Annotated in this window: 20 protein-coding genes; 15 read left to right on the plus strand and 5 right to left on the minus strand. The window is 73.6% G+C overall.

The window, feature by feature from the left end:
- Window positions 1–85 precede the first annotated feature (85 nt).
- The 5 genes from tsaB to ACIGG8_RS18785 all read left to right on the plus strand — a co-directional run bounded on the left by tsaB (window position 86) and on the right by ACIGG8_RS18785 (window position 3,618).
- The gene (gene tsaB, locus ACIGG8_RS18765) at window positions 86–742 is read left to right on the plus strand and encodes a tRNA (adenosine(37)-N6)-threonylcarbamoyltransferase complex dimerization subunit type 1 TsaB (RefSeq protein WP_396549205.1); all 657 of its coding nucleotides are present in this window, start codon (window positions 86–88) and stop codon (window positions 740–742) included.
- 23 nt (window positions 743–765) lie between these two features.
- Window positions 766–1,254 (plus strand): ribosomal protein S18-alanine N-acetyltransferase, encoded by a 489-nt coding sequence (gene rimI / locus ACIGG8_RS18770; protein WP_350520093.1) that lies wholly within the window; start codon window positions 766–768, stop codon window positions 1,252–1,254.
- A complete protein-coding gene (gene tsaD, locus ACIGG8_RS18775) occupies window positions 1,247–2,353 on the plus strand; it encodes a tRNA (adenosine(37)-N6)-threonylcarbamoyltransferase complex transferase subunit TsaD (protein WP_396549207.1) in 1,107 nt (368 codons plus the stop codon). The genes rimI and tsaD overlap by 8 nt, the downstream gene beginning before the upstream one ends.
- Window positions 2,350–2,628 carry a hypothetical protein gene (locus ACIGG8_RS18780; RefSeq protein ID WP_396549208.1) on the plus strand — a complete coding sequence of 93 codons (279 nt, stop codon included), beginning with the start codon at window positions 2,350–2,352 and terminating at the stop codon, window positions 2,626–2,628. Before tsaD ends, ACIGG8_RS18780 begins: the two co-directional genes overlap by 4 nt.
- A gap of 81 nt (window positions 2,629–2,709) precedes the next feature.
- Complete coding sequence (locus tag ACIGG8_RS18785; protein WP_396549209.1) at window positions 2,710–3,618, plus strand: polysaccharide deacetylase family protein; 909 nt, start codon at window positions 2,710–2,712, stop codon at window positions 3,616–3,618.
- Here ACIGG8_RS18785 and ACIGG8_RS18790 read toward each other — a convergent pair.
- Together ACIGG8_RS18790 and ACIGG8_RS18795 are read right to left on the minus strand one after the other, a co-directional pair.
- Window positions 3,615–4,796, minus strand: a complete 1,182-nt coding sequence (locus ACIGG8_RS18790; RefSeq protein ID WP_396549210.1) for an SAM-dependent methyltransferase — start codon at window positions 4,794–4,796, stop codon at window positions 3,615–3,617. The two genes, ACIGG8_RS18785 and ACIGG8_RS18790, sit on opposite strands and share 4 nt — an antisense overlap.
- Before the next feature lie 94 nt (window positions 4,797–4,890).
- Window positions 4,891–5,202, minus strand: coding sequence for a hypothetical protein (locus ACIGG8_RS18795; protein WP_396549211.1), 312 nt, complete (start codon window positions 5,200–5,202; stop codon window positions 4,891–4,893).
- Window positions 5,203–5,451: 249 nt separating this feature from the next.
- Between ACIGG8_RS18795 and groES the strand changes: the two genes are divergently transcribed.
- The 3 genes from groES to ACIGG8_RS18810 all read left to right on the plus strand — a co-directional run bounded on the left by groES (window position 5,452) and on the right by ACIGG8_RS18810 (window position 8,677).
- Window positions 5,452–5,757: a co-chaperone GroES gene (groES, locus tag ACIGG8_RS18800; RefSeq protein ID WP_014136232.1), complete on the plus strand. Its 306-nt coding sequence runs from the start codon at window positions 5,452–5,454 to the stop codon at window positions 5,755–5,757.
- A gap of 135 nt (window positions 5,758–5,892) precedes the next feature.
- Entirely contained in the window at window positions 5,893–7,524 is a 1,632-nt protein-coding gene (groL, locus tag ACIGG8_RS18805; protein ID WP_350519938.1) for a chaperonin GroEL, read from the plus strand.
- Window positions 7,525–7,678: 154 nt separating this feature from the next.
- Window positions 7,679–8,677: a LysR family transcriptional regulator gene (locus ACIGG8_RS18810; RefSeq protein ID WP_396549213.1), complete on the plus strand. Its 999-nt coding sequence runs from the start codon at window positions 7,679–7,681 to the stop codon at window positions 8,675–8,677.
- Between the two features lie 97 nt (window positions 8,678–8,774).
- Here ACIGG8_RS18810 and ACIGG8_RS18815 read toward each other — a convergent pair whose 3' ends face one another.
- The gene (locus tag ACIGG8_RS18815; protein WP_350519940.1) at window positions 8,775–9,101 is read right to left on the minus strand and encodes a WhiB family transcriptional regulator; all 327 of its coding nucleotides are present in this window, start codon (window positions 9,099–9,101) and stop codon (window positions 8,775–8,777) included.
- Between the two features lie 562 nt (window positions 9,102–9,663).
- Between ACIGG8_RS18815 and ACIGG8_RS18820 the strand changes: the two genes are divergently transcribed.
- The 4 genes from ACIGG8_RS18820 (at window position 9,664) to ACIGG8_RS18835 (ending at window position 14,471) form a co-directional block, all read left to right on the plus strand.
- The gene (locus ACIGG8_RS18820) at window positions 9,664–10,275 is read left to right on the plus strand and encodes a response regulator transcription factor (protein WP_014136228.1); all 612 of its coding nucleotides are present in this window, start codon (window positions 9,664–9,666) and stop codon (window positions 10,273–10,275) included.
- Between the two features lie 332 nt (window positions 10,276–10,607).
- Window positions 10,608–11,333 (plus strand): sigma-70 family RNA polymerase sigma factor, encoded by a 726-nt coding sequence (locus tag ACIGG8_RS18825; protein ID WP_396549215.1) that lies wholly within the window; start codon window positions 10,608–10,610, stop codon window positions 11,331–11,333.
- Between the two features lie 329 nt (window positions 11,334–11,662).
- Window positions 11,663–13,165, plus strand: coding sequence for an IMP dehydrogenase (gene guaB / locus ACIGG8_RS18830; protein ID WP_350519942.1), 1,503 nt, complete (start codon window positions 11,663–11,665; stop codon window positions 13,163–13,165).
- A gap of 178 nt (window positions 13,166–13,343) precedes the next feature.
- Window positions 13,344–14,471: a GuaB3 family IMP dehydrogenase-related protein gene (locus tag ACIGG8_RS18835; RefSeq protein ID WP_360254715.1), complete on the plus strand. Its 1,128-nt coding sequence runs from the start codon at window positions 13,344–13,346 to the stop codon at window positions 14,469–14,471.
- Between the two features lie 82 nt (window positions 14,472–14,553).
- Here the strand turns inward: ACIGG8_RS18835 and ACIGG8_RS18840 are convergent, their stop codons facing one another.
- Window positions 14,554–15,117 (minus strand): hypothetical protein, encoded by a 564-nt coding sequence (locus tag ACIGG8_RS18840; RefSeq protein WP_396549217.1) that lies wholly within the window; start codon window positions 15,115–15,117, stop codon window positions 14,554–14,556.
- Window positions 15,118–15,369: 252 nt separating this feature from the next.
- On the opposite strand from ACIGG8_RS18840, the gene ACIGG8_RS18845 reads away from it, so the two are divergent.
- On the plus strand, window positions 15,370–17,391 hold the full coding sequence (locus ACIGG8_RS18845) for a serine/threonine-protein kinase (RefSeq protein WP_396549219.1): 2,022 nt from the start codon (window positions 15,370–15,372) through the stop codon (window positions 17,389–17,391).
- A 16-nt stretch (window positions 17,392–17,407) separates the two neighbouring features.
- Here the strand turns inward: ACIGG8_RS18845 and ACIGG8_RS18850 are convergent, their stop codons facing one another.
- Window positions 17,408–17,938, minus strand: coding sequence for an SHOCT domain-containing protein (locus tag ACIGG8_RS18850; protein WP_396549221.1), 531 nt, complete (start codon window positions 17,936–17,938; stop codon window positions 17,408–17,410).
- A gap of 56 nt (window positions 17,939–17,994) precedes the next feature.
- Between ACIGG8_RS18850 and ACIGG8_RS18855 the strand changes: the two genes are divergently transcribed.
- The gene (locus ACIGG8_RS18855; RefSeq protein WP_396549223.1) at window positions 17,995–19,116 is read left to right on the plus strand and encodes a hypothetical protein; all 1,122 of its coding nucleotides are present in this window, start codon (window positions 17,995–17,997) and stop codon (window positions 19,114–19,116) included.
- Between the two features lie 161 nt (window positions 19,117–19,277).
- Window positions 19,278–21,020 carry a protein kinase gene (locus tag ACIGG8_RS18860; protein WP_396549225.1) on the plus strand — a complete coding sequence of 581 codons (1,743 nt, stop codon included), beginning with the start codon at window positions 19,278–19,280 and terminating at the stop codon, window positions 21,018–21,020.
- Window positions 21,021–21,059: the final 39 nt, after the last annotated feature.

The following is a 21,059-nucleotide window of genomic DNA, read 5'->3' on the forward strand; positions in this document are numbered from 1 at the left end:
GGGTCGCAGCGCCTCGGATGTGTGTTCCCGGTTGGCACGTCCTGCCGATCGTCCGGTCGGCCCAACGTCGGTCTAACCTTGACCCGTGCTGCTGCTCGCGTTCGACACCGCTACCCCCGCCGTCACCGCCGCCGTCCACGACGGAACCGCCGTCCTGGCCGAGACCCACCAGGTCGACGCCCGGCGCCACGGCGAACTGCTGCTGCCCGCGATCGACCGGGTGCTGCGCACGGCCGGGGTGGACAAGCACCGGCTGACCGGCATCGCGGTCGGGGTCGGCCCGGGCCCGTACACCGGTCTGCGGGTCGGCCTGGTGACCGCCGCCGCACTCGGCCACGCCCTCGGGCTGCCGGTGCACGGCGTCTGCACCCTGGACGCGATCGCCTTCCAGGCCCGCGCCGAGGGGCTGGCGGGGCAGCCGTTCACGGTGGCCACCGACGCGCGCCGCAAGGAGGTCTACTGGGCCTCGTACGACGCCGAGGGCCGCCGCACCGAGGGCCCGGGCGTGGACCGCCCGGCCGAGCTGACCGCGCCGCCGCGCTCGGTCGGCGCCGGCGCGCTGCTCTACCCGGACGCCTTCCCGGGCGCGCACGGCCCGGAGCACGTGTCCGCCGGGGCCCTGGCCGGCTTCGCCGCCGCCGAGCTGGCCGCCGGGCGCGAGCTGCTGCCGAACGTGCCGCTGTACCTGCGCCGCCCGGACGCCCAGGTGCCGGCGGCCTACAAGGCGGTGCTCCCGGCGTGAACCACGGCACCACCCTGCGCCCGATGCGCTGGTGGGACATCGCGCCGGTGATGGAGCTGGAGCTGCGGCTGTTCCCCGAGGACGCCTGGTCCACCGGGATGTTCTGGTCCGAGCTGGCGGAGACCCACCCCGGCGGCACCCGCCACTACACCGTCGCCACCGCCGCCGACGGCTCGGTCGTCGGCTACGCCGGCCTGATGGCGATCGCCGGCGAGGGCGACGTCCAGACCATCGCCGTCGACGACCGGCACCAGGGCGCCGGCCTCGGCACGGCGCTGCTCACCGACCTGATCCGGGAGTCCGCCCGGCGCGGCTGCGCCGAACTGCTGCTGGAGGTGCGGGTGGACAACCCGCGGGCCCAGCGGCTGTACGAGCGCCACGGCTTCGAACCGGTGGGCATCCGGCGCGGCTACTACCAGCCCGCCAACGTCGACGCGCTGGTGATGCGCCTCGACCACCCCAGTACTGACAGCACTGACCCGAAGGACATTGAGGACACCCGCCATGGCTGACGAACCGCTCGTCCTCGGCATCGAGACCTCCTGCGACGAGACCGGCGTCGGCATCGTGCGCGGCACCACGCTGCTGGCCGACGCGGTCGCCTCCAGCGTCAACGACCACGCCCGCTTCGGCGGCGTCGTCCCGGAGATCGCCAGCCGCGCCCACCTGGAGGCGATGGTCCCGACCATCCAGCGCGCCCTGGACACCGCCGGGATCAAGGCGAGCGACCTGGACGGCATCGCCGTCACGGCCGGCCCCGGCCTGGCCGGCGCGCTGCTGGTCGGCGTCAGCGCCGCGAAGGCGTACGCCTGGGCGCTGGACAAGCCGCTGTACGGGGTCAACCACCTCGCCTCGCACATCTGCGTCGACCAGCTGGAGCACGGCCGGCTGCCCTCGCCGACGATGGCCCTGCTGGTCTCCGGCGGGCACTCCTCGCTGCTGCTCAGCGAGGACATCACGAGCGATGTCCGCCCGCTCGGCGCGACCATCGACGACGCGGCCGGCGAGGCGTTCGACAAGGTCGCCCGGGTGCTCGGCCTGGGCTTCCCCGGCGGCCCGGTGGTCGACCGGAGGGCGCGCGAGGGCGACCCGAAGGCGATCGCCTTCCCGCGCGGCCTGAGCGGCCGGAACGACCCCGCGTACGACTTCTCCTTCTCCGGTCTGAAGACCGCCGTCGCCCGCTGGGTGGAGGCCAAGCGCCGGGCCGGCGAGGAGGTGCCGGTCGCCGACGTGGCGGCGTCCTTCCAGGAGGCGGTCACCGACGTGCTCACCCGCAAGGCCGTCAAGGCGTGCAAGGACAACGGCGTCGACCACCTGATGATCGGCGGCGGCGTGGCGGCCAACTCGCGACTGCGCGAGATGGCCCAGCAGCGCTGCGACCGGGCCGGCATCCGACTGCGGGTGCCGCGGCCGGGCCTGTGCACCGACAACGGCGCGATGGTGGCGGCGCTCGGCTCCGAGATGGTGTGGCGCGACCGTGCGCCGTCCGCGTTCGAGCTGTCCGCCGACTCCTCGCTGCCGGTGACCGAGGTCCACGTGCCGGCCGCGGGCTTCGGGCACGGGGACGTCCACGGCCAGGCCTACGACGCCCTGGGCGGCGGCGCCGGATGACCGTCGCCGCGATGTGGGAGGCCCGGGCGGCGGACGGCCGCGGGGCCGAGCTCGCCGCCTGGGTGCGGGAGTCGGTGCTGCCCGCGGTGCGCGGCACGGCCGGTCTTGAGCGCCTCGAAATGTTCTCCGCCCCGGGCGAGCGGGTGCTCCTGATCACCTGGTGGAGCGGCGCGCCGGTGCCGGTCGCCGACCCGCCGGCCGAGCTGCTGGGCCGGCCGGTGCACCGCTGGTCCTTCACCAGCGAGCACGTCGAACAGGTCGAACAGGTCGAATAGGTCGTCACCGGGAACCGCGACCCCGGCCGCTACCGTGAATCAGCTGATAGAAAGCTGAACGGGAACCGGGAGCGCGGTGCGGTGAGCAGGGACGGGCGGAGCAGGACCAGGACGTACGCGGCGGGGGCGCTGGCCCTGCTGGCCTTCGCCACCGCGTGCGGCGACAACGGAGGCGGCGGCACGGCCGCGCCGGCCGGCACGTCGGCGGCGTCGGGCACGCCCCAGCCGGCCGCGGCAGCCCCGAGCAGCGCGGCCGCCACCCCGGGGGCCGCTCCGGCGGGCGCGAACGCGGCGGCCTGGGCGAAGTGGAACCTCACCCCGCTCCCGCCCGCCCCGGCGCCGCCCGCCGACAAGCCCATCAAGCTCGAACGGACCGGCCCGGTACCGGTGTTCAGCGACGTGAAGACGACCGACAAGGTGGTCTTCATCACCATCGACGACGGAGCCGAGAAGGACCCGAAGTTCGTCGAGATGCTGACCGACCTCAAGGTGCCGATCTCGATGTTCCTGACCAAGGACATCGTCAAGAACGACTACGGCTACTTCAAGCCGCTCCAGGCGCTCGGCAACCACATCCAGAACCACACCGTGGACCACCCGGTGATGAGCAAGCTGTCGCCGGACAAGCAGAAGTCCGAGGTCTGCGACGACCAGGCCGCGCTCACCCAGCAGTACGGCACCGCGCCGCTGCTGTTCCGCCCGCCGTTCGGCGACGGTGCCAACACCCCGACGCTCAACACCGCGGTGCAGCAGTGCGGCCCGCGCGCGGTCGTGCTGTGGCGCGAGTCGATGCAGATCCACGACATGCAGTACCAGGCGGGGGACAAGAAGCTGAAGCCCGGCGACATCATCCTGGCGCACTTCCGCGGCCCCAAGGAGCTCAAGGGCGCCACGATGACCCAGATGTTCGGCGACCTGCTGACCCGGATCCAGGAGCAGGGCTTCTCGGTGGCCCGGCTGGAGGACTACATCCAGGCCCCCGCCTCCTAGGCCCCGGAGGCCCGGACCGGCTGCCCCAGCATCATCAGCGGGCCGTGGTCGGTGCGGCTGAGGATCACCGTGACGGTGTTCGGCCCGGAGGGCTTGAGCTGGCGGCGCAGCTCCTCCGGGGTGATCGCCATCCCGCGCTTCTTGATCACCACCGTGCCGACCCCGCGCTCGCGCAGCAGCGCCTTCAGCTTCTTGATGTGGAAGGGCATCACGTCGGTGAGTTCGAAGGCGTGCGCGTACGGGGTGGCGACCAGCTCGTCCGAGGTCAGGTAGGCGATCTTCGGGTCGATCAGCCGGCCGCCGACCTGCTCGGCCACCTCGGCCACCAGGTGCGCCCGGATCACCGCGCCGTCCGGCTCGTACAGGTAGCGCCCGACCGGGCCGGCCGGCGGGTCGGGCAGGTCGCCGCCGGTGAGGCTGTCGCCGTGCGGCAGCAGGGTCGCGCGGTGCGGGCCGGCGGCCCTGGTGCCGAACCAGAGCACCGCCTCCTTGACGTCGCCGTGGTCGGAGACCCACTCGGCCTCGGCGTCCGCCGGGACGGCCTCGTGCGGGATGCCCGGTGCGACCTTCAGCGCCCCGATCGGGGTGCGCCGGCCGGCCTCGATCGCCCAGGAGAGCGGCGGGGCGTACGCCTCGGGGTCGAACACCCGGCCGCGCGAGGTCCGTCGGGCCGGGTCGGTGAACACCGCGTCGTAGCCGGTGACGTCCACCTCGGCGACGTCCGCGCAGCGCACCTCGACCAGCTCGGCCAGGCCCAGCGCGGCGGCGTTCGCGGCGGTGGCGGCGCAGGCCGCCGGGTCCTTGTCGACGGCCAGCACCTCGATGCCCGCCCGGGCCAGTGCCAGCACGTCCCCGCCGATGCCGCAGCACAGGTCCGCCAGCCGCCGTACGCCCAGCTCGGCGAACCGTCGCGCCCGCCACTCGGCCACGCTGCGCCGGGTGGACTGCTCGACCCCGTTGGGCGTGAAGTACATCAGGTCGGCGTCCGCCCCGAACTTCGCGCGCGCCCGCTGCCGCAGCCGCGCCTGCCCGAAGGCCGCCGACACCAGCTCCGCCGGGTGCTCCCGCCGCAGCCGGGTGGCCAGCGCGAGCTCCTCCTCGGGGGTGAACTCGCGCAGCTCGGCGAGCAGGGCCTGGCCCTCGGGGGTCAGCAGGGGCTGGAGGTTCTCGGTGTCCACGGGGTCATTCTCGCCGGTCGGCGCGGCGCCGTGCCCGGGGCGGGCGCGAGCGGGCGGAGCCCGGCTCGGGCCCTGCGGGCGGCGGGCGGCGTGCTCATCCGAGGGCGGCCAGGCAGAGCACGACGGGCAGGGCGGAGGGGGCGACCGCGGCGGAGATCGGCAGCAGCCGGTAGTCGGCCCGTTCGCCGAGCACGGCGACGGCGACCGGCACGCCCCAGCCGATGACCAGGGCGCAGAGCGCGCCGTAGGCGACGCAGCCGCCACTGTCGGAGCCGAAGGCTTCGGCCACCGCGGCGCCCAGCCAGAAGGCGCCGAGCGGGAGGGCGGCCAGTACGGGCAGGAGCGCCACCGCGAGCACGGCGTCCTGCGCGTCGGACGGGCCGAGGCGTGCCGGGGTGTCGGTCATGGCACGAGTGTGCCGAGGGCGCCGACGGTCGCACATGAGTACGGGTACTCATCCGTCAGCCGGGGCTGTCCGGGCGCGCCGTTGGCACTCTGGTTGACTGAGTGCTAACACGGGCCTATGGTCGTCCTTGGCACTCCCCACCGGGGGAGTGCTAACGCGAAGACGTGTGTCTGACCCCCGCGACGGCAGACCCGCAGGCTCGCCCCTACCCGTTAGAAAACCCCGTAATCTCCGAAGGGGAGCTCGGACGTGACCACCAGCAGCAAGGTTGCCATCAAGCCGCTTGAGGACCGCATCGTGGTCCAGCCGCTCGACGCCGAGACGACCACGGCCTCCGGCCTGGTCATCCCGGACACCGCCAAGGAGAAGCCCCAGGAGGGCGTCGTCCTGGCCGTCGGCCCGGGCCGCTTCGAGGACGGCCAGCGTCTGCCGCTCGACGTCGCCGTCGGTGACATCGTCCTGTACTCGAAGTACGGCGGCACCGAGGTGAAGTACCAGGGCGAGGAGTACCTCGTCCTCTCGGCTCGTGACGTTCTCGCCATCATCGAGAAGTAAACGCAGCATCGAGAAGTAAGTCGTTCCGACCCGCCCCGGATCCGTGTCCCAAGTGACAGGGGCCCGGGGCGTGGTTGTTGGTTCACGTAGTTCGGCGGCCGGTGGGCCGGCCGCAGCCCCGAGGGAATAGGGAACATGGCGAAGATCCTGCAGTTCGACGAGGACGCCCGCCGCTCGCTGGAGCGCGGTGTCAACAAGCTGGCCGACACCGTCAAGGTGACCATCGGCCCCAAGGGCCGCAACGTCGTCATCGACAAGAAGTTCGGCGCCCCGACCATCACCAACGACGGTGTCACCATCGCCCGTGAGGTCGAGCTGGACGACCCGTACGAGAACCTTGGCGCGCAGCTCGTCAAGGAGGTCGCCACCAAGACCAACGACGTCGCGGGTGACGGCACCACCACCGCCACCGTGCTGGCCCAGGCCCTGGTCAACGAGGGTCTGCGCAACGTCGCCGCCGGTGCCGGCCCGGCCGCCCTGAAGAAGGGCATCGACAAGGCCGTCGCCGCCGTCTCCGAGCACCTGCTGTCCGTCGCCCGCGAGATCGAGGGCAAGGACGACGTCGCCGCCGTCGCGTCCCTCTCCGCCCAGGACACCCAGGTCGGCGAGCTGATCGCCGAGGCGATCGACAAGGTCGGCAAGGACGGTGTCATCACCGTCGAGGAGTCGAACACCTTCGGCGTGGAGCTGGACTTCACCGAGGGCATGCAGTTCGACAAGGGCTACCTGTCGCCGTACTTCGTCACCGACGCGGAGCGGCAGGAGGCGGTCCTGGAGGACCCGTACATCCTGATCAACCAGGGCAAGATCTCCTCCATCCAGGAGCTGCTGCCGCTGCTGGAGAAGATCCTGCAGGGCGGTGCCTCCAAGCCGCTGCTGATCATCGCCGAGGACGTCGACGGCGAGGCGCTGTCGACCCTGGTCGTGAACAAGATCCGCGGCACCTTCAACGCCGTCGCCGTCAAGGCCCCGGGCTTCGGTGACCGCCGCAAGGCGATCCTGGGCGACCTGGCCACCCTGACCGGCGGCACGGTCATCTCCGAGGAGGTCGGCCTCAAGCTCGACCAGGTCGGCCTGGACGTGCTGGGCACCGCCCGCCGCGTGACCATCACCAAGGACGAGACCACCGTCGTCGACGGCGCCGGTGACGCCGAGGCCGTGGCCGGCCGCGTCGCCCAGATCAAGGGCGAGATCGCCGCCACCGACTCCGACTGGGACCGCGAGAAGCTGCAGGAGCGCCTGGCCAAGCTGGCCGGCGGCGTCTGCGTCATCAAGGTCGGCGCCGCCACCGAGGTGGAGCTGAAGGAGCGCAAGCACCGTCTGGAGGACGCCATCTCGGCGACCCGCGCCGCGGTCGAGGAGGGCATCGTCGCCGGCGGTGGCGCCTCCCTGGTCCACGCCGCCAAGGTGCTGGACGAGGGCCTGGGCCTGTCGGGTGACGAGGCCACCGGTGTCGCCGTGGTCCGCAAGGCGCTGCACGAGCCGCTGCGCTGGATCGCCCAGAACGCCGGCCTGGAGGGCTACGTCATCACCTCCAAGGTCTCCGAGCTGGAGATCGGCCAGGGCTACAACGCCGCCACCGGCGAGTACGGCGACCTGGTGAAGGCCGGCGTCATCGACCCGGTCAAGGTCACCCGCTCCGCCCTGGAGAACGCCGCCTCGATCGCCTCCCTGCTGCTCACCACCGAGACCCTCGTGGTGGAGAAGAAGGAGGAGGAGGCCGACAACGGTCACGGCCACTCCCACGGTCACGGCCACTCGCACTGAGGCCCGAACCACTGACCGGAGGCCCGGTCCGCACCCCGCGAGGGGACGCGGGCCGGGCCTCCGGCTGTCGCCCGCCCGGTCGTCCGCCGGGTCGTGGCCGCTTCAATCATCAGTAGAATTTTGCAGAACGCAAAGATTGCCTTATAACTAAGGCATGATCGAGGCCCGCCACCTGCGCGTCCTGCGTGCCGTCGCCCGCACCGGCTCCTTCTCCGCCGCCGCTCGTGAGCTGGGGTGCACCCAGCCCGCCATCAGCCAGCAGATGAAGGCCCTGGAGAAGTCCGTGGACACCCCGCTGGTGGTCCGCTCGGGCCGCGGGATGCAGCTCAGCGAGGCCGGGCGGGTCCTGCTCAAGCATGCCACCGGGATCCTGGCGGGGCTCTCCGCCGCCGAGGAGGAGGTGGCCGCGATCGCCGGGCTGCGGGCCGGCCGGGTGCGGCTGGTGTCCTTCCCGACCGCGAGTTCCACCCTGGTGCCGCCCGCGGTCGCCCGGCTGCGGGACGGCCATCCGGGGGTGCGCGTGTCGCTGGTCGAGGCGGAGCCGCCGGAGTCGCTGGCGATGCTGCGCGGCGGCGAGTGCGAGATCGCGCTGGCCTTCCGCTACCCGCAGTCCGACGGCGCCGTCGTGCTGCCGCCGTCGGCGCACGGCACGCCGCGCGAGGCGCGGGCCGAGGCCAACCTGGAGGCCCAGCAGCTGACCGCCGGGACCGACTGGTCCGATCTGGTGGTCACCCCGCTGCTGGACGACCCGCTGGTCGGCCTGCTGCCGGCCGCCCACCCGCTGGCCGGGCGGGGCGGGCCGGTCGAGCTGGCCGAGCTGGCGGGGGAGCAGTGGATCGCCGGCTGTCCGCAGTGCCGGGGGCACCTGGTGGAGCTGTGCGCCGGGGCGGGCTTCGAGCCCCGGATCGACTTCGCGACCGACGACTACCCGGCGGTGGTCGGCCTGGTGGCGGCCGGGCTGGGCGTCGCGGTGCTGCCGCGGCTGGCGCTGCAGTCGGTGCGCCCTGACGGCGTGTCGACGGTGCCGGTGCGGACGGCCTCGGGGGCGCCGGCGGTGCGACAGGTGGTCGCGCTGACCCTGCCGGACCTGGCCGAGGTGCCGGCCGTGGCGCTGATGCTGGAGCGGCTGGCGGGGGCGGCGGCCGCCCGCTGACGGTGGGTGACGGAACTCCCGCAGGTCCCGTACCGGCCGTGACCGGCCTGAGGCGCCGCGAAGAAACGTTTCTTCACGGCGCGTCGCGGAGGCGGGTCTAGCGCTGCGCGACCGCCGGCGGGGTCAGCGGGACCTCCACCAGCCGGTGCCGCGAGCGTCCCAGCATCTCCTCGCGCTCGTCCTCGGTCATCCCGCCCCAGACTCCGTACGGTTCGCGGACCGCCAGCGCGTGCGCGGCGCACTCGGCGATCACCGGGCAGCGCATGCAGACCTCCTTGGCGCTGGCCTCGCGCGAACTGCGCGCGGCCCCGCGCTCGCCCTCGGGGTGGAAGAAGAGCGAGCTGTCCACGCCGCGGCAGGCTGCGGAGAGCTGCCAGTCCCAGAGGTCCGCGTTGGGACCGGGGAGGCGGGAGAAATCTGCCATGGCTCATTCCCTTCAGAGGCCGTCGGCCGTCGGCCGGGCGCTCGGCGGGCTGCTGCCGAGCGATACGGCGGGGCTTCGATGCACTGGTGTGGACACCTGGAAATATGACTTAAGGCAACTCCATGGACAAGTCACCCACACACTGGCACAACAGTCAATGACCATACGAAAGCTATAAAAACGGGCAAAGTGGGCAAGGGTCCTCGGCGGGCGCGGGCGTGGCAATCGGGTGGCCGACGGGCGCACGACATGCCGAATCGGTGTGCGGGTCGTACGCCGACCGCGCGCGAGCTGCGGAAAAGTGCGGCGTGTGCACCGCGATGCGGCTGATCGGTAACGGGTTGGCCACGTACAGTGGTGGAGATGGCCCCGAAGGCCGTAACTCATTCGAGTGACGGTCGTTGGAAGTGCGGAGGCGGTTAGCGGGCGCCGGACGTCGGGAACGATCGCGGGCAGGTTGGGGCGATCAGCACGGAGTCTGTCGCCGATCGGCCGTGTCGGAGAGGTTCGTACCAGCCAGGAGGCTCAACGTGACGCGGATCAGCTGCGGAGGACGACGGTCATGACTTCCGTTCTCGTTTGCGACGATTCCCCGCTCGCCCGCGAGGCGCTTCGCCGCGCGGTCGCGACCGTACCCGGTGTGGACCGGGTCACCACCGCGACGAACGGGGAGGAGGTCCTCCGCCGCTGGGTGGCCGACCGCTCCGATCTCGTTCTGATGGACGTCCGGATGCCCGGCCTCGGCGGGGTCGAGACGGTCCGGCGGCTGCTGTCCGCCGACCCGGGCGCGCGGATCATCATGCTCACCGTCGCCGAGGACCTCGACGGTGTCGCGCTCGCGGTGGCCGCGGGCGCCCGCGGGTACCTGCACAAGGACGCCTCGCGCGCCGAGCTGCGGGCCACCGTCACCCAGGCCCTCGCCGACCCGACCTGGCGGCTCGCCCCGCGCCGCCTGCGCAGCCCCGACATGGGTGCCGCGCCGACCCTGACGGCGCGTGAGATCCAGGTGCTGGAGGGCATGAGCCACGGCCGCAGCAACGCCGAGATCGGGCGCGAGCTGTTCCTGTCCGAGGACACCGTCAAGACCCACGCCCGACGGCTGTTCAAGAAGCTCGGGGCCTCCGACCGCGCGCACGCGGTGGCGCTGGGCTTCCGCTGGGGCCTGGTCCGCTGACCACCGGCGGCGCCGCCGGGTGCGGCGCGCCACCGGTGATCCCCGTGGCGGGTACCGCACAGGTGTGTGACGTCACGGTCCCGAGGTTGCACCATGGAGGAGTGGAGCACCTCGGGGACCAGCGGACGGGCACTGCGGCGAACCGCGCGGCCGCAGGACACTCGGCGGACGGCGCGACGGACGGGACCACCGACGGCGGGGCGGGAGGCGGCACGGTGCAGGAGGGGCCGGTGGTGCGCGGCACGCCCCACGGTGCGGCAGCGCATAACGTTCCGGTGCACAACTCCGGACGCGGTGCCGCGTTTTCCCGCTCGACCAGGCACCATGGACCGATGCGCGACGACGTCGCCGGCGCGGCCGGCCAGGCGGACCCGGTGGAGGCCGAGCCCTCCGGTCCGGGTCACGATCCGTCGTACGCCGATCCCGGCGGTCCGGACGGCTCCGGCGCCGACCGCGGACCGGGCCGCCCTCCGGTGCTCGGTACGGGCGGCTCGCCGCTGGTGGGCGAGCTGGTCGCGGCGGCCGTGCGCGGCGAGGGCCCGGCGATCGACGCCCTGCTCGCCTACGTCCACCCGCTGGCGCTGCGGTACTGCCGTGCCAGGCTCGTGCGACTGCCCGGCGGAGCCCGGCACCACGTGGACGACGTCGCGCAGGAGGTCTGCGTCGCGGTGCTCTGCGCGCTGCCCCGGTACAAGGACCAGGGGCGGCCGTTCGAGGCCTTCGTGTACGGCATCGCCGCGCACAAGATCGCCGACCTGCAGCGGGCCGCGATGCGCGGGCCGGGGTCGACCGTCGTCCCGCAGGACGACCTGCCGGAGGTGCCGGACGAGGCGCTCGGCCCGGAGGAGCAGGCGCTGCTGAGCAGCGACGCGGCCTGGGCGAAGGAGCTGCTGTCCAACCTGCCGGCCCGTCAGCGCGAGCTGGTGCTGCTGAGGGTGGCCGCCGGGCTGTCGGCGGAGGAGACCGGCGAGGTGCTCGGGATGTCCCCGGGCGCCGTCAGGGTGGCCCAGCACCGGGCGCTCAGTCGGCTGCGGGCCCTCGCGGAGGAGTCCTCCTGACCCCTGGCCTCGGCCGTTGCGGGGCGCGTGACCTCGGCCGTTGCGGGGCGTGCCCGCTCGGCGGGGCTCCGCGGGCGGGACGGAATCAGGCGGAATCAGGCAGCGGGCGGGGTTGTTGTCAAGGGCACACGAGGACACATTCGCGGTGCCAGTACCATGGGGTATCGGCGCCTGGGCGGGTTGCCAAAGTTTCACGGGTGCGCGCGGGGTCCCCTTGGAGGATCCTCCTATTGCGCCCGGCTTTCGGCGGTCTGCGCGAGTGAGCGATGAATGCGCCCCCACCCTCAGGGCGTGAGCGGATAAGGCCGGCCACGGAAGGTACCCCCCAAATGTCTTACAACGCCGCAGGCGTACCCGAGAAGTTCGCCATGCTCGGGCTCACGTTCGATGACGTCCTGCTGCTGCCCGGGGCCTCCGAGGTGCTGCCGAACCAGGTGGACACCTCCTCGCGGGTCTCCCGGAACGTCCGCGTCAACATCCCGCTGCTCTCCGCGGCGATGGACAAGGTGACCGAGTCGCGGATGGCCATCGCGATGGCGCGCCAGGGTGGCGTCGGCGTGCTGCACCGCAACCTGTCCGTCGAGGACCAGGCCAACCAGGTCGACCTGGTGAAGCGCTCCGAGTCCGGCATGGTCACCGACCCGATCACGGTCGGCCCGGACACCACGCTGGCCGAGGCCGACGCGCTGTGCGCCAAGTTCCGCATCTCCGGCGTGCCGATCGCCGACGAGGCGGGCAAGCTGCTCGGCATCGTCACCAACCGCGACATGGCCTTCGAGTCGGACCGCAGCCGCCAGGTCCGCGAGATCATGACCCCGATGCCGCTGATCACGGGCAAGGTCGGCATCTCCGGCGTCGACGCGATGGCGCTGCTGCGCCGCCACAAGATCGAGAAGCTGCCGCTGGTCGACGACGAGGGCCGGATCAAGGGCCTCATCACCGTCAAGGACTTCGTCAAGGCCGAGCAGTACCCGAACGCCGCCAAGGACGCCGAGGGCCGGCTGCTGGTCGGTGCCGCCGTCGGCGCCAGCGCCGAGGCGTTCGACCGGGCCCAGGCCCTGGTCGAGGCCGGCGTGGACTTCCTGGTGGTCGACACCTCGCACGGCCACAGCCACAACGCGCTGGCCTGGATCGCCAAGATCAAGTCGGCCGTGGGCGTCGACGTGGTCGGCGGCAACGTCGCCACCCGTGACGGCGCCCAGGCGCTGATCGACGCCGGCGTGGACGGCGTCAAGGTCGGCGTCGGCCCCGGCTCCATCTGCACCACCCGCGTGGTCGCCGGCATCGGCGTCCCGCAGATCACCGCCATCTACGAGGCCGCCCTGGCCTGCCGCGAGGCCGGCGTGCCGGTCATCGGTGACGGCGGCCTGCAGTACTCGGGCGACATCGGCAAGGCGCTGGCCGCCGGTGCCGACACTGTGATGCTCGGCTCGCTGCTGGCCGGCTGCGAGGAGTCCCCGGGCGAGCTGCTGTTCATCAACGGCAAGCAGTTCAAGTCCTACCGCGGCATGGGTTCGCTGGGCGCCATGCAGTCCCGCGGCCAGGGCCGCTCGTACTCCAAGGACCGCTACTTCCAGGCCGAGGTGGCCTCGGACGACAAGCTCGTCCCCGAGGGCATCGAGGGCCAGGTGCAGTACCGCGGCCCGCTGTCGGCCGTGCTGCACCAGCTGGTCGGCGGCCTGCGCCAGACCATGGGCTACGTCGGCGCCGGCACCATCGCCGAGATGGAGAGCAAGGGCCGCTTCGTCCGGATCACCTCGGCGGGCCTCAAGGAGAGCCACCCGCACGACATCCAGATGACCGTCGAGGCGCCGAACTACTCGACCCGCTGACCGGTCCGCACCACCCGAGCCACCGAGGGGCCCGTCGCTGAGCGCACTGAGCGCAGCGGCGGGCCCCTCCGGCGCGTCCGGGGAGCGGGCCGTCGGGGCGCGGCCGCCGGTAGTACGGGATACTGGGGTGCGGCCGGGGTGACCCGGCGGGCACAGCAACACAGCAGAAGGGCTCGAAGTGACCGAGATCGAGATCGGGCGAGGCAAGCGCGGCCGCCGGGCGTACGCCTTCGACGACATCGCCGTCGTCCCCAGCCGCCGTACCCGGGACCCGAAGGAGGTCTCGATCGCCTGGCAGATCGACGCCTACCGCTTCGAGCTGCCGTTCCTGGCCGCCCCGATGGACAGCGTGGTCTCGCCGCAGCAGGCCATCGCCATCGGCCGCCTCGGCGGCCTGGGCGTGCTGAACCTCGAAGGCCTCTGGACCCGCTACGAGGACCCGCAGCCGCTGCTCGACGAGATCGCCGCGATCACCGACGAGGCCACCGCGACCCGTCGGCTGCAGGAGATCTACGCCGCGCCGATCCGCGCCGAGCTGATCAAGCAGCGGATCCAGGAGGTCCGCGACTCCGGCGTGGTCACCGCCGCCGCGCTCTCCCCGCAGCGCACCGCCGAGTTCTCCAAGGCCGTGGTGGACGCCGGCGTCGACGTCTTCGTCATCCGCGGCACCACCGTCTCGGCCGAGCACGTCTCCAGCGCCGCCGAGCCGCTCAACCTCAAGCAGTTCATCTACGAGCTGGACGTCCCGGTGATCGTCGGCGGCTGCGCCACGTACACCGCGGCGCTGCACCTGATGCGGACCGGCGCGGCCGGCGTGCTCGTGGGCTTCGGCGGCGGCGCCGCCCACACCACCCGCAACGTGCTCGGCATCCAGGTGCCGATGGCCACCGCCGTCGCCGACGTGGCGGCCGCGCGCCGCGACTACATGGACGAGTCCGGCGGCCGCTACGTGCACGTGATCGCGGACGGTGGCGTCGGCTACAGCGGCGACATCCCGAAGGCCGTCGCCTGTGGCGCCGACGCCGTGATGATCGGTGCCGCGCTGGCCCGCGCCACCGACGCCCCGGGCAAGGGCTTCCACTGGGGCATGGAGGCCGTCCACGAGGAGCTGCCGCGCGGCAAGCGGGTGGACCTCGGCACGGTCGGCACCACCGAGGAGATCCTGACCGGTCCGTCGCACACCCCGGACGGCACCATGAACCTGTTCGGTGCGCTGCGCCGTGCGATGGCCACCACCGGCTACACGGAGCTCAAGGAGTTCCAGCGCGTCGAGGTGACGGTCAACCCGGCGCTCGACCACCGCTGAGCCGTCGGCTGACGAAGGCCCCCGCCGAGCACGGCTGGGGGCCTTCGGGCTGTCCGGGGGCTTCCCGGTCGTCGGCGGGGCGTCAACTGCGGTCGGCCGTGCGGCGGGTGAGGAGGAAGCCGCCGATGAGGGCGATGGCGTAGAAGGCGGCGTCGAGCGGGCGGAGGTCGGCGCGCCAGCCGGCCAGGGCGTCGTGCAGGAGGCCGCGCGGGCCGGGGCCGTCGGAGTCCACCAGGCGGAGGTGTTCGGCCAGCTGGCCGAGGAGGAGCGCGCCGGCCGCGAGGAGTGCGCCGAGCGGCGGGAGCAGCCGGTTGCGGCCGCCGAGCCGGCCGAGCGGGAGGGCCACCACTCCGGCCTGGGCGATGGCCAGCCAGCCGAGGCTGTCGGCGGCCCGCAACGGGGCGCAGCCGTAGGCCAGGCCGCCGAGCAGCATGGCGAGGACGGCGAGGGCGACGGCCGCGGCGGTGCGGCGGCGGGGGGCGGTCCGGGCCGCTGGGGCGACGGGGTCGTAGCCGGCCACCGGGGCGCCGGGCATGCCGGGCACCACGTAGCCTTCGGGGGAGGCCGGTGCGGGTGCGACCGAGTAGTGCTGGGCGGTGTGCGGCCGGGGCGATGGGCCGTCAGCGCCCGGTGCGGGTGCGGTCATGGGCGCCGAATCCCCCCGGAAAAGACGATGAGCTGCCGAACGGTAGCAGTGATTCGAACGGATCTTGGCGAGTTTTCGATCACAGATCGGGCACGGAGCGCCGCACCGGTTCCGGTTCGTCCCGGCTTGGGACGGGGGGCGGGTGGTCCTGAGCCACCGGGACAGGGGATGATGGAGGCTTGGGCGTTCGGGCCCGGCCGGTCCGACACGCCGTCACCACGACCGCCAGCAGCACATGGGGGAACGTTCCGAATGACCCAGGCGCAGGGTTCCACCGGCCGCCTCCTGGCCGGCCGCTACCGGCTGAACGGCGTGCTCGGACGCGGTGGCATGGGCACCGTCTGGCGCGCCGAGGACGAGATGCTGGGCCGGACCGTCGCGGTCAAGGAACTGCGGATGAACGCCAGCGTCGAGGAGGAGGAGAAGCACCGGCTGATCGTCCGGACGCTGCGCGAGGCCAAGGCGACCGCACGGATCCGGCACAACTCCGCGGTCACCGTCTTCGACGTCGTCGACGAGGACGACCGGCCGTGGATCGTCATGGAGCTGGTCGAGTCCCGCTCGCTGGCCGACGTCATCCGCGAGGACGGGCCGCTCGCGCCCGGCCGGGCCGCCGAGATCGCGCTGGACGTGCTGGGGGTGCTGATCGCCGCGCACGCGCTGGGCATCCTGCACCGGGACGTCAAGCCGTCCAACGTGCTGATCGGCGAGGACGGCCGGGTCGTGCTGACCGACTTCGGCATCGCCAGCGTCGAGGGCGACGCCTCCGTCACCTCCACCGGCATGCTGGTCGGCGCGCCCTCGTACATATCCCCGGAGCGGGCCCGCGGGCAGAAGCCCGGGCCGCCGGCCGACCTGTGGTCGCTGGGCGGCACGCTGTACGCGATGGTCGAGGGGCGGCCGCCGTACGACCGCGGCTCGGCCCTGGCCACGCTGACCGCGGTGATGACCGAGGACCTGGCCACGCCGGTGAACGCCGGGCCGCTGCTGCCGGTGATCGAGGGGCTGCTGGAGAAGGACCCGGCCGAGCGGCTGGACGCCACGCAGACCCGGTCGATGCTCAAGCGGGTGGTCGCGGAGGCGACCGTGAAGTCCGAGTCGACCACCGAGTACGCGATGCCGGTGGAGCAACCGGCCGTCGCGCCGGGGACGAAGTCCGCGGCCGGGCCGAGGACCGAGCCGGAGACCGGATCCGGGGCGGAGCCCGCGACCGAGCCGAAGCCGGAGCCGGAGCCGAAGCCGGAGCCGAAGCCGGAGAAGCCCGAGGAGGGCCGGAAGCGGCCCGTGGGCGGGCTGCTGGGGACGGTCCGGGTGGGCAGCCGGGCCCGGGACGAGGAGCCGCCCGCGGCCGCCGTGGCGGAGCCCGCCGCGAAGGCGGCGGAGCCGGCGCCCGAGCCGATCCGGCCGGTGACCAGCGAGTGGACGATGGGCGCGACGCAGGCCGCCGGGGCGAACCCGCGCACCGGTCGGCGGCGGCTGGCCATCGCCACCGTGATCGTGGTGCTGCTGCTGATCGCGGGAGTGGTCGCGGTGCTCCAGGCCGTCGGCGGCGGGAACGGCAGCGCCAAGGGCGCGTCCACCCACGGCGCCGGGTCCGGCTCGCCGGTGGCGACGACCACGGACGCCGCGCCGGGCGAGAGCGCGGCGCCGCCCGCTTCCGCACCCGCACCCGCGCCCGCCGCCACGGCCACCGGGACACCGGGCGCCGAGGCCGCCACGCCCGCGGTCCCCGCTCCGGCACCCGCGCAGCCCGCCGCCACCACGCCGGCGGCTCCGGTGCAGTCGCAGGCACCCGCCCCGGGCCCGGCGCAGCCCGCTCCGGGCGGCGCGGTGCCGGCCGGGTACCACGAGTACAAGGACCCGAGCGGCTTCTCGGTCGTCCTGCCGGACTGGCTGCAGCCGTCCGGGTCCGACGCCAACCGGCGGATCTTCAAGAACGCCGCCGACGGCAGCCAGCTGCGGATCGAGTGGACGACCACGCCGGGCGCCAGCGCCGTCGCCGACTGGCAGGAGTCCGAGCCCAACGTGCGCGGCCAGGTGACCAACTACCAGCGGCTGAACCTGGCGCCGATCACCTACCGGCAGTGGACCAACGCGGCGGACTGGGAGTGGACCAACGGCACGCCCAGGATGCACTCGCTCAACCGCGGCTTCGTGACCGGGACCCCGGCCAAGTACGGCTACTCGATCTACTGGATCGTCCCGGACGCGGAGTGGGCCGCGCAGGCCCCGGTCCGGGACGTCGTCTTCAACAGCTTCCAGCCGGCGCCGTAGCGCACGGGAGGCGGGTTCAGCCGATCAGGCGCTGCTTGGCCCGGCTGAACTCGTCCTCCGTGAGCGCCCCGGACGCGCGCAGCGCGGCCAACCGCTCCAGCTGTCCGACGAGTTGCTCGCCGCCGGAGGGCGCGGCGGCGGCCGGCTTCCCCGGTGCCGCGACGGTGCGGGCGAGCCGGGCGGACTCCCGGAGCTGCTCGGCGAAGACGTCCGCCTTGACCACGTCCTCGAAGCGGTGCGAGCCGGTCAGCGCGACGACCGTCAGCACCTCGCCGTTGAGCTTGGTGCGGTTCACGGTGGCGTCGGTGACGGCGGTGAGCGGAACCGGTACCGGCGGCTTCCCGTCCTTCAGGAAGAGCAGCCGGTGGGTGGTCAGTACGAGCACCCCCTTGCGGAAGTGGTCGGGGTGGCGGCCGGCGGTGGAGGCGACCGGCTCCTCGCCGTCGACGACGGCGGCCTCCACCGTGCGGACGGCCTCCGCCCGGTTGGCTCGGTCGGTGTTCCCCGCCACCGTGAAGGCGGTGTCGATCAGATCGGTCCAGTCCATGGGCCGAGCGTAGGGGAACCGCTCAGTAGGCTGCTCGGTGAGCGAGAGGAACTGGCATGCGAGGCGGCCCCGGGCAGTTGCTGGCGGGACGGTACCGGCTGACGGACCGTCCCGAACCCTTCCGCGCACACGCGGTGGACGAGCGGACCGGTGAATCGGTGCTGCTGCGCGCCCTGGAGCTGCCCGCCCTGCTGACCGCCGGTCAGGACCCGGAGGAGGAGGCGCCCGCCCAGGCGGACCGGCTGGTGCGGCGGGTGGCGGCGGTCGGCTCGGCCGCGCCGGCCGCGCACCCGCGGCTGCTGCGCGGGGTCGGGGCCTTCGTGGACGGTGAGTCGCTGTGGACGGCCGAGGAACGGCCGGCCGGACAGACGGCGGCCGAGCTGCTGGTCGGCGGGCCGGTACCGCCGTACCGGGCGGCCGAGTTGGCGGCGGACCTGGCCGGCGCGCTGCGGGCGCTGCACGCGGCCGGGCTCACCCACGGCAACGTGACCCCGGAGTCGGTGCTGGTCTGCGAGGACGGCGCGGCGATGCTCGGCGGGCTGCTCGCCGGGGTGGCGCAGGAGGCGCTGGCCGAGGAGCTCGGCGGGCCGGGCGGGCGGCGCCGGTACGACGTCCGGGCCACCCTGGTGGGCCCGGTGGCGGAGCGTTGGCCGTTGGACGGCGGCCCGGCGGGCGACTGCTGGGCGCTCGGCGTGCTGGTGCACCGGCTGGTCACCGGCCGCGCGCCGTACCCGGAGGGCGGCGTGCCGGAGCTGGTGACCGCGGTGCGGGACGGGCGGCGCGAGCATTCCGCGGTCTGCGGGCCGCTGGGGCCGCTGGTCGAGCGGCTGCTGCAGCCCGATCCGGTGCTGCGGCCGACCGCGGAGGCGGTGTGGCGCGAACTGGCGGAGCTGCTGGCGGGCGCGCCGGAGCCGGTGGACGAGGAGCGGGTGGCGCGGGCGGTGACGCTGAAGCCGGAGGCGCCGCTGGTGCCGGTGCGGACGCGCCGTGGCGGCCGACGGGGTGGAAACTCCGGGGACACCGGGAATGCCGGCGCGGCCGGCGGCGCCGGAAAGCGGTCCGGCGGCGACGCGAAACCGCCGCGGATACCCCCCTCGCTGCTCGGCCCGTTGCTGGTGGGGGGAGTATTCGCTCTGCTGGCGCTGGGAATGGCCGCCGTGGTGATGTTCGCAGGCTGACGGCCCGGACGGATCGGGCAGCCCCGCTCCGGGGGGTGGGCGTGATTACCGGGGGCCGCGCGGTACGCCTAATGTGTGCGTGGGATTTGTTCGAACAGTGGTCTGCACCAGGCCCTCCGTCGCGGTGACGGCTGGCGGAATGTGTGGGGGAGCGGTCGCAGATGGGTGTGCAGGACCGGCCGGAGGCGGCCGAGGTGGAGCGGCTGCTCGCCGGGCGGTACGAGCTCGGTGAGCGGCTCGGCCGTGGCGGCATGGGCACGGTCTGGCGGGCCTGGGACCGGATGCTCGACCGCGAGGTCGCGGTCAAGGAGCTGACCGTCAACCACCTGCCCGAGGAGGACCTGCAGATCCTGCACACCCGGATGAAGCGCGAGGCCAGCGCGGCCGCGCGGATCAAGCACCCGGGCGTGATCACCGTGCACGACGTGCTGGAGCAGGACGGCCGGCCGTGGATCGTCATGGAGCTGGTCGACGGCCGCTCGCTGGCCGACGTGATCAGCCAGGACGGCACCCTGCAGCCGCGCGCCGCCGCCGAGGTCGGCAGCCAGGTGCTCGCGGCGCTGCACCGCGGCCACCAGCTGGGCGTGCTGCACCGGGACGTGAAGCCGGCCAACGTGCTGCTGGAGCGCGGCACCGGACGGGTGGTCCTGCTGGACTTCGGGATCGCCAAGTACGAGGGCTCGACCGAGCTGACCCGGCCGGGCGACCTGGTCGGCTCGCCGGACTACCTGGCGCCGGAGCGCGCCCAGGGCCAGCGGCCCGGGCCGGCCTCCGACCTGTGGGGCCTCGGCGCGACGCTGTACGCGGCGGTCGAGGGTCAGTCGCCGTTCCGCCGGGACTCGCCGATCACCACGCTGGCCGCGGTGGTCGACGAGCCGCTGCCGGAGTCGCGCCGGGCCGGGCCGCTCGGGCCGGTGCTGGCCGCGCTGATGGCCAAGGACCCGGCCGACCGTCCGACCGCGGACGAGGCGGCCCGGATGCTGGCCGAGGTGCAGGCCGGGCACACGATCGGCTTCAAGGCCGTCGCGCCGATGCGATCGCCCACCCAGTCGGTGCCGGTGGTGGACCGCAGCGAGCGCCCCGTGGAGCCCGCGGAGGCTCCGCCGGCGGGCTCCGAGGGGCCGACCGAGCCGCAGGCCGCCGGTGTCCCCGTCGCGGCGTCCCCCGCCGTTCAGGACACCACCGGGGGCTCGGCAGCCGCCTCGCAGGCGCACACCGCTCCCGTCGCGCCGGCGGCGCACTCCGTCACGCCCGCGCGCGGCCCGGCCAAGCGCCGCAGCACCGCGAGGATCGTCGCCATCGCGCTGGCCGTCGGCCTGCTCGCGGCCGCGGGCACCTTCGGCGCCACCCGGTACGTGGTGGGCGGTGGCCCCGACGACCCGGCGCCGACCGCGCCGACCGAGTCGACCGGACCGGGGCCCAGCGGCGACGCCAGCCCCCCGGCGGCGCCCGGCGGCTACCACTGGGTCGACGACCCGGCCGGCTTCCGCTTCCCGCTGCCCTCGGGCAGCCCGGTGTGGCAGCGCTCCGCCACGTCCGACAACCAGATCTACTACAGCCCCGACAACAAGGTGCACTACCTGCAGTTCGCCGTCACCGTCGGCCAGTCGGTCAAGCCGCTGGAGCACATGCGGGAGATGGAGGGCACCGTCTCCAAGTCGCTGAAGGACTACAAGCAGCACAAGATGACCGCCGTCGCGGTCAACGGCCACGAGGCGGCCGTCTGGGAGTTCAGCTACGCCGCCCAGGGCGGCGGCCGGCGGCGGGCGGTCGAGGCGGAGTTCATCGACGACGACGGCACCAGCTACGCGATCTACTCGTCCAGCCCGGAGAAGGGCAACGAGTGGAACGAGGCCGAGCAGCGCTTCAACGCGGTGCTCCACTACTTCACGCCGACCCGCTGACGTCGCACGTCGGCCCGCTGGTCCTTCCGCCGACGCCGC

This window comes from Kitasatospora sp. NPDC085464 (assembly GCF_044541955.1).
Taxonomy (GTDB): Bacteria; Actinomycetota; Actinomycetes; order Streptomycetales; family Streptomycetaceae; genus Kitasatospora.

Excerpts from the sequence above, each read along its gene's own strand:
- rimI (WP_350520093.1), top strand. The coding sequence starts at position 766 with ATGCGCTGGTGGGACATCGCGCCGGTGATGGAGCTGGAGCTGCGGCTG.
- tsaD (WP_396549207.1), top strand. The coding sequence starts at position 1,247 with ATGGCTGACGAACCGCTCGTCCTCGGCATCGAGACCTCCTGCGACGAG.
- ACIGG8_RS18780 (WP_396549208.1), top strand. The coding sequence starts at position 2,350 with ATGACCGTCGCCGCGATGTGGGAGGCCCGGGCGGCGGACGGCCGCGGG.
- ACIGG8_RS18795 (WP_396549211.1), bottom strand. The coding sequence starts at position 5,202 with ATGACCGACACCCCGGCACGCCTCGGCCCGTCCGACGCGCAGGACGCC.
- groL (WP_350519938.1), top strand. The coding sequence starts at position 5,893 with ATGGCGAAGATCCTGCAGTTCGACGAGGACGCCCGCCGCTCGCTGGAG.
- ACIGG8_RS18810 (WP_396549213.1), top strand. The coding sequence starts at position 7,679 with ATGATCGAGGCCCGCCACCTGCGCGTCCTGCGTGCCGTCGCCCGCACC.
- ACIGG8_RS18815 (WP_350519940.1), bottom strand. The coding sequence starts at position 9,101 with ATGGCAGATTTCTCCCGCCTCCCCGGTCCCAACGCGGACCTCTGGGAC.
- ACIGG8_RS18820 (WP_014136228.1), top strand. The coding sequence starts at position 9,664 with ATGACTTCCGTTCTCGTTTGCGACGATTCCCCGCTCGCCCGCGAGGCG.
- ACIGG8_RS18825 (WP_396549215.1), top strand. The coding sequence starts at position 10,608 with ATGCGCGACGACGTCGCCGGCGCGGCCGGCCAGGCGGACCCGGTGGAG.
- guaB (WP_350519942.1), top strand. The coding sequence starts at position 11,663 with ATGTCTTACAACGCCGCAGGCGTACCCGAGAAGTTCGCCATGCTCGGG.
- ACIGG8_RS18840 (WP_396549217.1), bottom strand. The coding sequence starts at position 15,117 with ATGACCGCACCCGCACCGGGCGCTGACGGCCCATCGCCCCGGCCGCAC.
- ACIGG8_RS18845 (WP_396549219.1), top strand. The coding sequence starts at position 15,370 with ATGACCCAGGCGCAGGGTTCCACCGGCCGCCTCCTGGCCGGCCGCTAC.
- ACIGG8_RS18850 (WP_396549221.1), bottom strand. The coding sequence starts at position 17,938 with ATGGACTGGACCGATCTGATCGACACCGCCTTCACGGTGGCGGGGAAC.
- ACIGG8_RS18855 (WP_396549223.1), top strand. The coding sequence starts at position 17,995 with ATGCGAGGCGGCCCCGGGCAGTTGCTGGCGGGACGGTACCGGCTGACG.
- ACIGG8_RS18860 (WP_396549225.1), top strand. The coding sequence starts at position 19,278 with ATGGGTGTGCAGGACCGGCCGGAGGCGGCCGAGGTGGAGCGGCTGCTC.